Origin of the sequence: Arachidicoccus terrestris, from assembly GCF_020042345.1 — a bacterium.
GTDB classification, from domain to species: Bacteria; Bacteroidota; Bacteroidia; order Chitinophagales; family Chitinophagaceae; genus Arachidicoccus; species Arachidicoccus terrestris.
Map to the genome: position 1 here is coordinate 3517702 of NZ_CP083387.1, position 16471 is coordinate 3534172.

At 44.1% G+C, this 16471-nt stretch carries 10 protein-coding genes; 8 read left to right on the plus strand and 2 right to left on the minus strand.

The annotated features are described in order from the left end of the window. Window positions 1–16 precede the first annotated feature (16 nt). The 8 genes from K9M52_RS13750 (at window position 17) to K9M52_RS13785 (ending at window position 12343) form a co-directional block, all read left to right on the plus strand. On the plus strand, window positions 17–784 hold the full coding sequence (locus tag K9M52_RS13750; RefSeq protein WP_224069006.1) for an SDR family NAD(P)-dependent oxidoreductase: 768 nt from the start codon (window positions 17–19) through the stop codon (window positions 782–784). 79 nt (window positions 785–863) lie between these two features. Further along, window positions 864–1724 (plus strand): fumarylacetoacetate hydrolase family protein, encoded by an 861-nt coding sequence (locus K9M52_RS13755; protein ID WP_224069007.1) that lies wholly within the window; start codon window positions 864–866, stop codon window positions 1722–1724. Beyond that, window positions 1711–2559 (plus strand): amidohydrolase family protein, encoded by an 849-nt coding sequence (locus K9M52_RS13760; protein WP_224069008.1) that lies wholly within the window; start codon window positions 1711–1713, stop codon window positions 2557–2559. Before K9M52_RS13755 ends, K9M52_RS13760 begins: the two co-directional genes overlap by 14 nt. Window positions 2560–2581: 22 nt before the next feature. Next, window positions 2582–3370 (plus strand): L-fucose dehydrogenase, encoded by a 789-nt coding sequence (locus K9M52_RS13765; RefSeq protein ID WP_224069009.1) that lies wholly within the window; start codon window positions 2582–2584, stop codon window positions 3368–3370. A 41-nt stretch (window positions 3371–3411) separates the two neighbouring features. Continuing rightward, a complete protein-coding gene (locus tag K9M52_RS13770; RefSeq protein WP_224069010.1) occupies window positions 3412–5067 on the plus strand; it encodes a UxaA family hydrolase in 1656 nt (551 codons plus the stop codon). A gap of 808 nt (window positions 5068–5875) precedes the next feature. Continuing rightward, complete coding sequence (locus tag K9M52_RS13775) at window positions 5876–9211, plus strand: SusC/RagA family TonB-linked outer membrane protein (RefSeq protein ID WP_224069011.1); 3336 nt, start codon at window positions 5876–5878, stop codon at window positions 9209–9211. A gap of 19 nt (window positions 9212–9230) precedes the next feature. Beyond that, entirely contained in the window at window positions 9231–11276 is a 2046-nt protein-coding gene (locus tag K9M52_RS13780) for a RagB/SusD family nutrient uptake outer membrane protein (protein WP_224069012.1), read from the plus strand. A gap of 23 nt (window positions 11277–11299) precedes the next feature. Further along, a complete protein-coding gene (locus K9M52_RS13785; RefSeq protein ID WP_224069013.1) occupies window positions 11300–12343 on the plus strand; it encodes a 3-keto-disaccharide hydrolase in 1044 nt (347 codons plus the stop codon). 242 nt (window positions 12344–12585) lie between these two features. Here K9M52_RS13785 and cmk read toward each other — a convergent pair whose 3' ends face one another. Together cmk and gcvP are read right to left on the minus strand one after the other, a co-directional pair. Beyond that, window positions 12586–13299: a (d)CMP kinase gene (cmk, locus tag K9M52_RS13790; RefSeq protein ID WP_224069014.1), complete on the minus strand. Its 714-nt coding sequence runs from the start codon at window positions 13297–13299 to the stop codon at window positions 12586–12588. A gap of 74 nt (window positions 13300–13373) precedes the next feature. Beyond that, window positions 13374–16241: an aminomethyl-transferring glycine dehydrogenase gene (gene gcvP / locus K9M52_RS13795; protein WP_224069015.1), complete on the minus strand. Its 2868-nt coding sequence runs from the start codon at window positions 16239–16241 to the stop codon at window positions 13374–13376. Window positions 16242–16471 lie beyond the last annotated feature (230 nt).

Below are 16471 nucleotides of genomic sequence, written 5' to 3' on the forward strand. Positions count from 1 at the left end.
TTATAAAGAACAGTATATGAAGTTTAGTTTGACAGGCAAAAATGCGTTGGTGACAGGTGCCGGCAGCGGGATTGGCCAGGCTACCGCGCTCAGTTTTGCCCAGGCAGGTGCTCATGTTTGGATTGTGGATCTGAATGAGCCGGGTGCAAGAGAAACAGAAAGACAAATTAAAGAAAAGGGTGGAAAAGCCAGTGTGCTTCTGGTCAATGTTACAGATCAGGCAGCTGTTGAGAAAGCGTACGCCTCACCTGAAACAATCGACATTTTAGTCAATAGCGCAGGCGTCTCCCATATTGGTAATCTGGTCGGTACAACTGAGGCGGATTTTGACCGGATCTATCAGGTGAATGTAAAAGGTGTGTATCTCTCTATGCAGGCTGCGATAAATCGTATGCTGGAAACAAAAAAAGGTGTGATCTTAAACCTGGCCTCCATTGCTTCCAGCGTAGGTATCCCTGATCGTTTTGCCTATTCTATGAGCAAAGGTGCGGTACTGGCTATGACGTTATCTGTCGCCAAAGATTATGTGAAACAGGGAATCCGTTGTAACTGCATTTCTCCGGCAAGGGTTCATACGCCATTTGTGGATGGTTTTTTAGCAAAGAACTATCCCGGCAAAGAACAAGAAATGTTTGAGAAACTTTCCGCCACACAGCCAATTGGCCGTATGGCCACGCCGACGGAGATTGCAGATCTGATTTTATATTTATGCAGTGATGAAGCAGGCTTTATTACTGGTTGTGATTATCCCATCGATGGCGGCTTTATTAAATTGAATAATTAATACATGAAAAATATGTATGGGATGTCGAACGTCGAAATGCGTGCTTCCATACTTCCAGGAAAGAAAAATAAGTAAAAATATGAAACTGATAAGATTTGGTGCAGTAGGTCAGGAAAAGACCGGTGTTTTAATAGGAGACAAACGTTATGATACTTCTGGGTTTGGACAGGATTATAATGAACAATTCTTTGAGAATGGCGGATTGGAAAAACTGGCTGCTTATATAAAAGAAAATGAGGGAAAACTGACAGAAGTCGCAGATAATGAAAGGTGGGGTAGTGCAGTAGCCCGGCCATCGAAAATTATTTGTATTGGACTGAATTATGCAAAGCATGCAGCAGAGACTGGTGCCCAGATTCCTAAAGAACCGATTGTGTTTTTTAAAGCAACGACAGCACTCTGTGGTCCTTTTGATAATGTCATCATACCAAAAGGCTCTGTAAAAACAGACTGGGAAGTAGAGCTGGCGGTGGTTATTGGTAAAAAAGCCTCCTATGTGGAGGAGGATGAAGCGTTGGACTATGTAGCGGGTTATGCGCTTCTCAATGATTATAGCGAAAGAGAATTTCAGATTGAAAGGGGCGGCCAATGGGTAAAAGGCAAGGGTTGCGATACATTTGCGCCTTTAGGCCCATATGTGGCTACAAAGGACGAAATTGCCGATCCAAATAATCTGCATCTCTGGTTAGACGTCAATGGCAAAAGGCTGCAGGACTCTTCCACCTCTGACTTTATTTTTAATGTCCAGCAATTGGTGAGTTACCTGAGCCAGTTTATGACACTGTTGCCAGGAGATGTGATTTCCACGGGTACTCCGGCAGGTGTCGGCCTGGGGATGAACCCCGAGCCCTGGTACCTTAAACCGGGTGATACGGTGGAATTAGGTATAGAAGGATTGGGTAGCTCCAGACAAACGGCAGTGTCTTATGGAAAGAATTGATGCACATCAGCATTTCTGGATATACGATCCTGTGAGAGATAGCTGGATATCGGAGGATATGTCAAAGATCCGGCGAGATTTTTTGCCAGGCGATCTTGCGCCCTTACTGAAGGAAAATAAAATAGATGGCTGCATTGCTGTCCAGGCAGATCAGTCATTAAATGAAACAGATTTTCTGCTGTCACTGGCCGCTAAAAATAATTTTATTAAAGGGGTTGTCGGTTGGGTGGATATTAAAAGTAACGATCTCGATCAAACGCTTGCATTGTATGTCAATCAGCCTTTACTTAAGGGCTTTCGCCATATTTTGCAGGGGGAAGAAGATATCCAGGCTTTTTTGAAAGATGGTCTTTTTGAGAATGGTGTTGCCCGTATCCTTGACAAGGGGTATACCTATGATCTTTTGGTATATCATAACCAACTTGAAGGCCTTCTTCCCATGGTTAACCGCCTTTCGGAAAAAGGTGGACGAAGGCTGGTGCTGGATCATATGGGAAAGCCTGATCTAAGAACAGGCGATATCTTGAATTGGAAAAAAAATATTAGTCAGTTGGCAGCCAACAAGAATGTTTATTGTAAAGTATCAGGGTTGGTAACAGAGGCGGACTGGCTTCATTGGAAGCCAAAGGAACTTAAGGCAGTTTTAGACACTGTATTGGAGGCTTTCGGCCCAGAACGTCTTTTGTTTGGCAGTGACTGGCCGGTATGCCTGCTTGCAACTAGTTATGCTAAATGGCTGGAGACATTGGCCGTTTATTTTGAAGGGTTCAGTGAGTCGCAAAGGGACGATATATTTGGCGGCAACGCGATCAGGTTCTACGATATTAATATTTAATCAACATTTATAATTGCGTGTTATGGATTTAGGATTGAAGGATAAAGTGGTTATTGTAACAGGTGGAGCGAAAGGTATCGGAGCAGCTATCGCTTTATTACTAGCTCAGGAAGGTGCCCAAGTTGTCATTGTGGGTAGAAAAGCGACCGACAATCAGAAGAAGCTCAATGAGATTATCCAGGCTGGCGGTAGAGGTTATGCGATCGAAGCGGAGCTCAATAACCCGGAAAATAGTAAAAAGGTCATAGATGAGGTGTTGAAAGCATTTGGGAGGATCGATGGTATTGTCAATAATGCCGGCCATAATGACGGTGTTGGACTGGAGAAAGGCAGCTATGAGGGTTTTATTGAATCGATACACAAAAATGTTGTCCATTATTACTTATTGGTTCATTACGCATTACCAGCGCTAATCGCCTCTAAGGGTAGTATTGTTAATATCTCTTCAAAAACCGCAGAGGTAGGCCAGGGCAATACGTCCGGCTATGCAGCGGCCAATGGCGCAAGAAATGCCCTGACAAGAGAATGGGCAGTGGAATTGCTCAAATACCAGATTCGGGTTAATGCTATTGTGGTGGCAGAGTGCTGGACGCCTCAATACGAACAGTGGATTAAGGCCCTGCCTGATTCTGAGGAAAAACTCGCCGATATCACCAGCAGGATTCCTCTGGGTAACCGGATGACCACTGCGGAAGAGATTGCCAATACTACGGCATTTCTACTATCGGAAAAATCATCACATACAACCGGACAATTGCTCCATATAGATGGCGGGTACGTGCATCTGGACCGGGCACTGGCCAATGCCTGATAGTAAGGCAACAACTTTGATCATTAAATAAACTATATAAGGTGAGTAAGAGAAAAGTTCTACAGGTACATCCCAAGGATAATGTACTAGTGGCACTGCAAGACCTGCAAAAGGGCGATACAGTGACCTTTGGAGGCAATGAATACGTGTTGAAAGACACGGTAAGAGCCAAGCACAAGTTTGTAACAAAAGACCTGGAAACAGGTGGACAGGTATTTATGTATGGTGTTTTGGTGGGTAAGGCCAAACAGCCGATAGCAAAGGGAGAAGTTATTAATCTCGGCAATTTGGCACATGCTGCTAGTGACTTTACCATTGGCGAGCGACATCTGGACTGGCACCAGCCCGATACCACGAACTTTGAGGGGAAGCATTTTATGGGCTATCATAGAAGTGACGGTCGGGTAGGAACGGCGAATTATTGGTTGGTCATCCCACTGGTGTTTTGTGAGAATAAGAATCTGGGGAAACTGGAAAAGGCACTGGTGGAAGATCTGGGTTATGGTAAAACAGAAACCGTCGATATGCAGTCTGTCCAACTCATCGATCTTTATAAAAACGGTAAAAGTGTTGAAGAAATCTTATCAGCGGATCTTGCCCATGAAGTTACAGCCCCTAAGAAAGAACGGCTCTTTAAAAATGTAGACGGTATCAGGTTTTTGAGTCATACCGGCGGTTGTGGCAGTACAAGGGAAGATTCAGATGCTTTATGTGGCCTGTTGGCAGGTTATATAACTCATCCTAATGTGGCTGGCGCAACCGTGCTCAGCCTTGGCTGTCAACATGCGCAGGCCAGCATCCTTAAGGCAGAAATTAAGAAGCGGGCTGCCGACTTTGATAAGCCTTTATATATACTTGAGCAACAGAAAATCGGTGTTACGGAGACTTTTTTAAGTGAAGCGCTAAAGCAGACTTTTGCCGGGCTTATGCAGGCCAATCAGAATGAAAGGCAACCTGCATCACTCAGTAAGCTATGCATCGGCCTTGAATGTGGTGCCAGTGATGGCTTTTCCGGTATTTCTGCCAATCCCGCCATCGGCTATACTTCGGATCTAATAGTAGCGATGGGCGGCTCTGTTATTCTTTCGGAATTCCCAGAACTCTGCGGTGTGGAACAAAACCTGAGTGATCGTTGTGTGGACCAGAAGACTGCGGAAAGGTTCTCTTATCTTATGAAAACATATAACGATCGGGCTGTTGCCGTCGGATCGGGATTTGATATGAATCCATCCCCTGGTAACATAAGAGACGGCCTGATTACTGATGCGATCAAATCAGCCGGTGCTGCGAAAAAAGGGGGTACGTCTCCGGTAACGGATGTGCTTGACTATCCTGAAAGGCAAAGCAAACCCGGACTCAATTTACTCTGCACACCCGGCAGTGATGTAGAATCCTGTACTGCTGAAGTAGGTGCAGGCGCCAATATCGTACTCTTTACTACAGGTTTAGGTACGCCTACCGGTAATCCGGTTGCCCCGGTCATTAAGCTGGCTACTAATACGGCGCTTGCAGAAAAAATGCCGGATATTATCGATATCAATACCGGTACCGTGATAGAAGGAGAGGAGACTATTGAACAGGCAGGAGCCCGCATCTTAGATTATGTCATTGATGTTGCCAGTGGCAGAATTGAGATTGCCGCTGAAAGGAATCGCCAGTATGACTTTATTCCTTGGAAAAGGGGCGTGTCGTTGTAGAAACGAGCGCATTTTTCGATCATATGTTTAAAACAGAAGAAACGGGCCCATGTAGTGTGACCCGTTTTGCTCTTTAGGAACGATAAATATTTCTGCCGACTACAGCCGCATACCTTTGCTTAAGATCGATATTTGTTGTTTTGTGTCTTTATCAATGTATTAAAAGTTACAGTTGTCCGATAACGAATTATGGTGAATGATAAAAACAGTGGATAGGGCGGAGGTTGATTATGATTGGCTAAAAAGGTGCAATCGATGCCGTTAACGATTGCGGAAATAAAAACTGACAAACGCTTGCCTGCATTCAATATTAATTTTAGGTTTGTTAACAAGTTCGTGCTTGATTTTCTTAATTTAAAAAACGGAAAATATCTAGAAAAGAATTGATTTTGTCAGGATGGTTTATCGATTGCAATAACTTCTATTGATAAATGGACCCGACCACCAGCTGATATGAGAATAAAATAGTATCGATTTTGGTTATCGATTGCACACTTGTTCTATCAGACGTTTCATGACAGGTTGTGCGGTCAGTTGTTTCTGCTTTCTCCAACGGCAGACAGGAAAGGTATGGCTTGTACTATCTTATATTTTATGTACTGAGTGAAGTGCTGGCGTTGTGGCAAATCTGCACTAGTAGCAAATAACTGGTTAGAATCGGAGGAAATAAAATGAATTCTGGAACAGCCGGAGGTTTAGGCCATACTCTGATTTTATTAACAGTTAGCCGGTACCTGGAATGTAAACAGCCCTCGGGCCATAAATATATTAGCTCTTGATTTTTAATGATTAAAAACAAAATTTAAGAATGAAAACAAAAATAGAAGAAAAAGGTGTCAGGTCAATATTGCTCCTCGCATTTTTACTGCTGATTAGTTTGGGGACTTATGCCCAGCAGCAAATCGTAAAGGGAACAATAAAAGATCGCCAGGGCAATCCTGTAAGCGGCGCAACCATTCAGTTGATGAATGACAGAAAAGTAGGGACGACCTCCGACGGGAATGGAAAATTCTCGCTGCAAGTGCCACAAAATGCAAAGCAGTTAGAGATCAGCAATGTAGGCATGCAATCTCAACAGGTGAATATCGTTACAGGGCGGCCCATAGATGTTGTTCTTATACCTGATATCAGGAATCTGGATGAGGTGGTCGTTGTGGGTTATCAGACCGTAAAAAGAAGGGATCTTACCGGTGCAGTATCTTCAGTCGCGGGCAAAGATATCGCAGCAGCCCCGGTAGCCAATGCGGCACAGGCTATACAGGGCAAATTACCAGGTGTAAGTGTGGTGACACAGGACGGCCGTCCTGACGCTTCTGTTGCAATCCGCGTGCGTGGTGGCGGATCTATCTCTCAGAGTAATGATCCATTGATACTGGTAGACGGTATCAGCATCGGTTCTCTGAGTGATATTCCGGTGGATCAGATTGCCAGTATTGATGTGTTAAAAGATGCGTCTTCCACAGCCATCTATGGTGCACGTGGCGCCAATGGTGTTATTCTGGTGACAACCAAGGGGGCGAAGGCTGGTAAGGTAGCTGTTACCTATAACGGATACATTAAAGTAAATACGCCCACTAAATATTTAAAGGCTATGGATCCATATGACTATCTAAAGTATGTTTGGGCAAATGCTGCCGCGAACGGCGCAGCTTATCAAACAGTATTTGAGAAGCTCTATGGCCTGGGCACTCAAGAAGGTAATAATACCGGAGGATTAGATAGTTATAAAAATACTCCTCTTTATGACTTGCAGAAGAAAGTGTACAACAGTTCTGTATCTCATAACCATGATATTACGTTGTCTGGTGGAACAGATAAAACAAAATTATTCTTTTCCGGTAATTTTATTGATGAACAAGGAATGAAGTTGAATTCATCCTATAAACGCGCCAATATCTCCTTTAAGGGCAGCCAGAAATTATTTGATAATGTAGATATCCATCTGGATGTCCGGTATACGGACGTACGTGACTTAGGAAATGAAGGAACTACAAATGGTAGCGGCTCCCTTCTATCTTCTTCGTATAAATTCCGTCCCATCGCCATGAATGATATACTGGGTGACACCAATGCTATACGCGAAGGCAATATGGAGCAATATGGAAAGAATTCTACTTGGGATACTTATAGTTCTTTAAGCCGAATTAAGGATTATGACCCCCTGGTCATGGATCAGCAGCTCCGGGGCACAATCGCGATGAACTGGAAGATCATTAAGGGATTGACCTATCACACAGATTTTTATTATAGCAAAGGCTGGAGTCAGACGAAGATATGGTCTGGAGCGGTCTACAATAATTATCTGGATGATGCAACGGGAGAAAAGTTGTATGCCGGGGCGGCGGATTACAGCAAATCAGACAGCTGGAGCGACCGGTGGTCCAATACGTTGAATTACAATACAACTTTTAGTGATATTCACGATATCAATGTGTTGGTAGGACAGGAAGTTTCCAACTCCGGTGGAACTGCATTGCGTATTTCCGCCAATCACTTCCCCGCAACATTTTCCAAGGATAACGCTTTCGCCATGATTAATCAATACGATCAGGCTGTCGGCACCATGTCTTTTTCCTCCGGTATCAGCACGCCTAATCGCCTGCTTTCCTATTTTGGAAGAATCAATTATAGTTTGATGGATCGTTATTTATTTACGGTGACGATGCGTGCAGACGGCTCTTCAAGATTTGCACCGTCACGCCGGTGGGGATATTTTCCGGCTGCTGCCGCCGCCTGGAGAATTTCAGATGAAAATTTTATGAAAAAAGTAAGTTGGCTCGATGAGCTTAAATTGAGAGCGTCCTATGGTCAGGTCGGAAACGATGGAATCAGTTCTGACCTGTGGTCACAATTGTGGACATCAGAGACGGACCGAAGGTGGCAATATGTCATTGATAATCATTATCAGGCCGCTTATGACCTCGCTTCTGAGCAGATGTCCAATGCTAATTTAAAATGGGAAACGACCATTACCCGAAATTTGGGTCTTGATTTTACGCTTTTTCATAAGCGCGTGCAGGGTACCATTGATGTATATAAGAACACGACCAAGGATCTGTTGATGCTCACCTCGATTCCCGGGATTACCGGCTTTACGTCCACCTACGCAAATATTGGCCAGACCAGCAATAAGGGCATCGAAATCTCCCTTTCAGCGAATATTTTCAGTAACAAAGACTGGAATATAACTGCAAGTGGCAATATCAACTTCAATAAGGGAAATGTAGATCAACTTGCCGCGAACGTCTCCGGACTTTATGGCACCCAATGGGCGAGTACCAGCACTTATCCGGCCGCCGATTATATCCTGAAGGTGGGCAGCCCAGTCGGCCTGGTCAGAGGATTGGTTTATGATGGCTTTTATACCACTGATGATTTTGACTATGCCGGAGGTGTTTATACTTTGAAGCAAGGCGTAGCAGATGTAGGGTCATTTATCGGACCTGTACATGGCGTAGGGGCTTCCGAGCGGCCGACAGGGCAGATTGCCTACCCGGGACTTGCCCGATATAAGGATATTAATGGAGATGGTATTATAGATGATCAGGATTTGACGGTCATCGGCAATACGAACCCGGTGCATACCGGTGGTTTTAATCTGAATGTAACTTACAGAAGCCTGGATTTTGGGGCTTATTTTAACTGGAGTTACGGCAATGATGTTTACAATGTCAATAAACTCGCTTCTTTGTATGGCTATAAGGAATCCGGTGTGTATGAAAATAAGCTGGCTATCCTGAATCATGCGTACAAAATTTATGATATCCAGGACGGCCAGCTAATACGCCTCAGTACGCCTGAACAATTAGAAGCGGCCAATAGAAAGGCAAAACTGCCTCTGGCTTACAATGAAAGTGGGGTCAGCTCTTCACTTGGTATCGAAGATGGGTCTTTTCTGCGCCTCAACACAGTGACATTGGGATATAGTTTGTCTAAAGATTTTTTGCATAGAATCGGGCTAAACAGCCTGAGAGTGTACGCAAGCGTTTATAACTTGCTGACCATCACTGGTTATTCTGGCCTAGATCCGGAAGTTAATACGAATACTGCGCAAGGACACGCTGTTTATCCGACAACAGGCATGGACTGGGGGGCTTATCCCCGGGCCAGATCTTTTGTCTTTGGGTTAAACCTTAATTTTTAATTTTTTAACCGTAATGAACATGAAAAAAATACATAATTATATACTGCTGGCTGTATTTTGTCTGGCATTTACCCAATGTAAACGCTATCTGGACACTTCATCACCTGCCAATACAGACGATGATTTTGTTACATCCACTACGTCAGAGACCTTTAAAACACTCTCCTGGTGTTATGCGAATTATCGTCAGAATTGTGCAAATGCGCTATACAGTTGGAATGATCCCATCGGTTCAGATGCTGAAATGTATCCTGAGCAGACTTCAACCAATAACTTAAACGCCATTATGCAAGCTGATGCAATGCCGGTAGATGCGATGGCCGGCCCTTTTAATAGTTTATACAGCACACTTGCCCGGGCAGCGAAAGTTGCGGCAATTATTGCAAAGAAACCGGCATATCAGGCGGATGTCGCGGCCGGTAAGACAACTGACTGGACACAGTTGTATGGAGAAGCAATGACCATAAAAGCATTTTGCTATTTTAATCTGGTCAGGCATTTTGGAGATGTCCCATACGGATATGAGAATACTTATGTCGAAGATTATTCATTAAGTTCACGTTTTGATATTTATGATCAGTTGATCGAGTCTCTGAAAGCAGTAGCGCCGCTGATGTATACTCTAGGCGAAGGAGGAATTACGGCTGAGCGGTTCTCAAAGACATTTGCCGAAGCCTTGATCGGAAAGATGGCATTGTATGCAGGCGGTTATCAGACCATTCGTACAGACGTTAAGGACTTGTATGGTTCAGTACAGTTTTCTACGAAAGGGAAAGATGCGCATGGATGCATTTATGCCCGTAGGACAGACTATTTAGGTTATTACAAAACAGCAGAAGAATATCTGCAAAAGGCCATAGACGATAAAGGATCTGCTTATCTTATTACATCCGATGAAAGAACTTATGCGGATAATCCGTTTCAGCGGCACTTTCAGTATATGAATGACCTGCAGGTAAGCCCTGAGTCTCTATTTGAGGTAGGTAATATTCAGGGAGGGCAGAGCGGTCAGACAACCACCAGTGAATATCCCTATGCATTTGGACGCCCTTCAGCCGGAGGTGGTTCTAATGCCGCTCCGAATAAAGTGTTTGGTGCAGTGCGTGCGGTGCCTGTATTCTATTATAACAGTTACCAGAAAGGAGATAAAAGAAGAGATGCCAGTATAACGGTTACCGGAAGCACTGGCGACGGTAACGAAGCCATACTGGCCTTTGTACCCGGATCTAAGCTTGATGGTGGTATTGCGCTGAATAAATGGGACGACAACCGCATGAATCCGCCATATACGGCCGCACAAAGGCAATCGGGAATTAACTTTCCGGTGATGAGGATGGCAGATGTCATACTGATGCTGGCAGAAGTTAAATCGGCATTGAATGAATCTTCAGCTGCTGTTGCGTTGGTCAATCAAATAAGGGAAAGAGCTTTTGGTAACGCTAATCACAATCTTGGAGCGCTATCAGGAGCGGCTTTGAATGATTCTATCTGGCAGGAGAGAAAACTGGAGTTCTTTGGTGAGGGAATACGTCGGCAGGACTTGATTCGCTCTGGAGAGTTCTCCGAAAGAGCTATAGCGGTGAGAAATGAAATGACTGCAATGATTGATGATTTACGTGCAAATGGATATCATAAGTTTGCAGACGGTAAGGTGATTTCCAATTATATTTGGGTCAAAAAAGTTACTTTGGCTAATCCATTGACCTATGATGCACCGGATATGACAGATCCCGCGCTGTTTCCAGGTTGGAGAGGCCAGTATGACTGGAGTACGACCAGTGTCAGTGGCAAGGTTAAAGGCACTGAGCATAACCTGGCTATCGAGGGATTATTTTCCTTTATTAATCCCAACAGTGCTCTGGCAGTCAGTCTTGAAGCCGACGGGTATACCAAGGTTAATTGGGGAATTGACCTGGTGAATAACCAGTCCAGTTATGACCGGAATATACTTTCGGGCATAAAGACAGCGCAGGATCCTCCTCGGTATTTCTTCCCGATTCCTTTTGAAACCATTAGTAAATCCAATGGAAAGATTACGAACGGCTATGGATTGGCTCAGCAATAGGAACATATGCTGAGTAGCTAAGCATGAGAACTATAGCTTTGCATAGTTCTCATGCTTGTTTAAGTGTCACAATAGAAAAGCTCTTGATTTTTCCTGTATTAACATTTGTGATGTGCAATGACAGCAGAAATTGCTCATATGGTTGGTTTAGTGTTGGTAATCTGTATTTTTTTCAAAGAACTATATCGTGTTTAAAACGATGCCAATATGATGAACTATTCAAAACAATCAGTTCAATATGGGATGTTTTGTTTGTTTTTCCTACATTTGATATCGAAAATCAAACAAAAACTATGAACAAAACAGTCTATGTATTAGCCGCCACTGCACTAATGGCGACTTCATTTAACGCTATGGCACAAAAACCAGAAGATACAGAGGTTTATACACCTGTCCCTGCCGTTGTTACTCCAGGGGCCAATAATCAGGATGCACCTTCTGACGCCATCATATTATTCAATGGTCAGAATCTTGGTCATTGGGAATCTGTTAACAATCCTGGCCAGCCGGCAGGCTGGGACGTGGCAAACGGCATTTTGACCGTAAATAAAAAGGCCGGAAACATTCAGACCAAAGATAAATTTGAAGATTACCAGCTTCATATTGAATGGCGGATTCCCGCTGATATTGAAGGTGAAGGGCAGGGTCGCGGAAACAGTGGTTTGTTTTTAGCTTCCATAGGTTCTGGTGACGCTGGGTATGAACTGCAAATCCTGGATTCATATAAGAATAAAACCTACACAAATGGCCAGGCTGGCTCCATTTATAAACAAGGGGTGCCGCTGGTGAATCCGGCACGTATGCCAGGTGAATGGCAGACATATGATGTGATTTGGACAGCTCCGAGATTCAATGAAGATGGTTCCCTTAAATCTCCTGCGAAAGTAACGGCGTTGTTCAATGGTGTACTGGTACAAAATGATTTCATTCTGAAAGGGCCTACTCAATATATAGGACAACCTTCTTATGATAAGGCTGCACACGGCCCAAGTCCTATTAAATTGCAGGCACATGGTGACGCTAGTAAACCAATTAGTTTCCGCAATATATGGGTTAGAAAGCTCTAAAATGTCAGTCAGTATTTTTTGAAACCGGCAATTATTAGGTTTATAACAAAGCAGGGAAGTTGTAGTCAAAGCTGCAGGCTCCCTGCTTTGTTTTTATCAAGTTGCATCACCTGTGAACCCACAAGTGAATACTGTTTTTAGGAATACGGCCCGATTAGCAGGCGCTATAATTCGGATAATATCCGGCACAGAGAAACGATGTTCAGATTACAATTTTCCATGCTGGTTTTGGCTAGTTAAAATTATCTAAGTTGATGGTTTTTAGTCGCTAGCTGCGTTTTTTTTAATATCTCTTCTGCCCATCCTGTGGCGATGTCCAGTTGTTGCGGCATGGAAAGCCTGGAATTGTCCAATGTGATAGCATCTTTGGCCTGCCGAAGCGGGCTGATTTTTCGGGTGGAGTCGATTAAGTCTCTTTTTAACAGGTTTTCTTTTACTTCCTCCAGTGAGATGTCCGGAAATTTGGCTTTAAGCTCATCGTAACGTCTGTGGGTCCGGACTTCAATGCTAGCAGTCATAAAGATCTTCAATTCAGCCTTGGGAAATACAGTCGTGCCAATATCTCGTCCATCCATCACAATGCCTTTCTTTTGACCCATTGCTTGTTGCTGGGCGACCGCAAAATGGCGAACAGCCTCCAGGGTGGCGATATCGCTGACATGGTTACTGACCCGCATGGAACGTATGGCTTTTTCCACATTTTCTCCGTTGAGCCATATATCAGACTGCCCTGTTGCCGCATTATTGACAAATTTCAACTTAATCTGTCGCAGGCCTGCTTCAATGGCGGCAGTATCCTTAATGTCGACTTTGTTGTCAAGAAAATACAGTGTAATAGCCCGGTACATGGCTCCACTGTCTATAAAGATATAATTCAGCTGCTTAGCCAGTTGTTTAGCCAGTGTACTTTTGCCGCAGGAAGAATAGCCGTCTATCGTAATGATGATCTTTTCCATGAGACAAATGTATAAAAGAAAAAGACTTCCATCAAAAATGGGAAGCCTTTTACTTTTTCTAATGATCGATCCGTTTACTCTGCCTCAGCATAACTTTCAACAGGTGCGCAGGTACAGATGAGATTGCGGTCACCGTAGGTGTTATTAATCCGGGCGACGGCTGGCCAGAATTTACTTTCTCTGATGTATTCCAGCGGGAAAGCTGCAGACTGACGGCTATAACTGTGTTCCCAATTATCCATGCAAATCACGTGTTGGGTATGTGGTGCATTTTTGAGCACATTATCTGTTTTATCGGCCTCACCGCTTTGGACAGCTATGATTTCTTTATAGATATTGATCATTGCATCACAGAACCGGTCAAGCTCTGCTTTATCTTCGCTCTCTGTTGGTTCGATCATAATTGTCCCCGGTACAGGGAAGCTCATTGTCGGAGCATGGAAGCCATAGTCCATCAGGCGCTTGGCCACATCTTCTGCTTCGATGCCTGCAGATGTTTTAAACGGACGAAGATCGACAATAAATTCATGAGCGCAGGTACCGTTTTTGCCGGCATACATGATCTGAAAATATTCGGCTAACCGCACCTTCATGTAATTGGCATTTAAAATAGCGTACTCTGTAGATTTCTTAACACCCATCGCTCCCAGCATCCTGATATAGGCGTAACTGATCAGCAGAATAGAGGCGCTGCCGTAGGCAGCGGCACTTACAGGCTGGCCTTTGTCCAGGCTAAAATGGCCAGGCAGGAATGGCAGTAAATGTTGCTTCGCACAAATAGGGCCTACGCCGGGGCCGCCACCACCATGTGGGATGGCAAAAGTCTTATGCAGGTTCAAGTGGCATACATCAGCGCCGATATATCCCGGAGCCGTATATCCTACCTGTGCATTCATATTTGCTCCGTCCATATATACCTGACCGCCATTATCGTGGATAATTTCGCAGATCTCACGGATACTTTCTTCAAAGATACCATAGGTAGAAGGGTAAGTGATCATGAGTGCACCCAATGTATCTTTGTACTGCTCAGCCTTATTACGTAAATCTTCCACATCTACCAGACCTTTTTCGTCGCTTTTTACAACAACAACTTTCATACCGGCCATTACCGCAGATGCCGGGTTGGTGCCGTGTGCCGATATGGGGATCAGCACTATATTACGATGCTCCTGATTATTCGCACGGTGATATTCCATAATGGTGTTCAGGCCTGCGAATTCTCCCTGCGCACCACTATTTGGTTGAAGGCTGCAACCGTCAAATTGTGTGATGGTGGACAGATAGCTGCTCAGTTCATCAATAACCTGCTTATAGCCGGCTGCCTGATCCTGAGGTACAAATGGGTGAATACTGGCAAATTCCGGCCAGCTTAGCGGGATCATTTCGGTAGCTGCGTTCAGTTTCATGGTACAGCTGCCCAGAGAGATCATGCTGGTATTCAAAGCCAGGTCTCTTTTTTCCAGTTTCTTAATGTAGCGCATCATTTGTGTTTCACTATGATGGCTATTGAAAACCGGATGTGTTAAAAATGCAGAAGTGCGCTGGAGAGCAGCAGGGATTTTGCCGGCTGCGCTGATCTCGCTGTCAAATCCGATCGTTGCTTCATCAGTACCTTTGGAACTGGCAAAGACAAACACGATATCCAGGGCGTCCTTTTGTGTAGTAGTCTCATCTATGGAGATACCAATAGTGCCATCCGTATAATATTGAAAATTGATCTGATTTTGAAGGGCAATAGGTTCGATCACACCGCGGTCAGCACGAATCCTCAGCGTATCGAAATACGTGTTATTCAACTGTTCAAATCCGAGCGTTGTCAATTCTTCTTCAATCGCTTCCGCGATAACATTGATCCTGGAAGCAATATTCTTAAGGCCTTCAGGGCCATGATATACCGCATACATAGCAGCCATATTGGCCAATAGTGCCTGTGCAGTACATATATTTGAAGTTGCTTTTTCTCTTTTGATATGTTGTTCTCTGGTCTGTAATGCCATTCTCAAAGCATTATTGCCCTGGGCATCAACACTGATTCCGATAATACGGCCGGGAATACCTCTTTTAAAGGTTTCTTTTGTAGAGAAGAAAGCTGCATGTGGCCCGCCAAAGCCTAATGGAACACCAAAACGCTGGGCGGAACCGATTGCCACATCTGCTCCTAATTCTCCCGGAGAGGTGAGTAAGGTTAATGCCAGAAGGTCGGTAGCCATAACTATATACCCGCCTTGATAATGTACATCTTCTATAAATCTCCGATAGTCTTCAATTGTACCGCTGCTGTTTGGATATTGTACAAGTGCGCCAAAATAGGAGTTATCAATACCTGCGTTTTGGTAATCGCCAAAGACAAGTTCAATGCCTACAGGCTTTGCCCGCGTTACCAGGACATCTTTTGTTTGTTGGAAAACCTGATTGTCTACGAAAAATCTGGGTTTATCCGTAGTGCGGGGATTGACATGGTGGAATAACATGGCCATGGCCTCTGCGGCTGCCGTAGCCTCATCTAATAAAGACGCGCCGGCCAGTTCCAGGCCTGTCAAGTCACTGACGACTGTCTGGAAATTTAAAAGGCTTTCCAGGCGGCCCTGGGAGATTTCGGCCTGATAGGGCGTATAGGAGGTGTACCACCCCGGGTTCTCAAATACGTTTCTGAGAATAACCGACGGCGTAATTGTATTATAATAGCCTTGACCAATATAGGTTTTGAATACTTTGTTTTTAGATGCGACCATCCAGATATCCTGCAAGTATTCCTGTTCGGAGATACTTGCCGGTAAATCCAGCTCACTGGGAAGATGGATGTTTTTGGGGATTGTTTTTTCTACCAGGGATTGGGTAGAGCTTTCTCCGATGGTTTCCAGCATTTGCCGGGTTTCTGCCTCATTAGGCCCGATATGGCGCCTGATAAATTCCGTGGATTGTGCGTCAAATAAATTCATTTTCTTAGTTGGTTCTCTATTTAAAAGATGCGCAAAGATAACACTTGTTTGAAGATAAAAACCGTTGATCATTCTCTGTTTCGCAAACGGTTGATAAAATGTGCAGATCTCGATTTAAATTTTACAAATTTTTTAGTATAAGTATCAATTATTCAGAAGTTTATACATTAAATTGATGCTGCTTTGTGTTTGATAGACCTGCTTAGACCAGGCATAAGATTATCATAAAT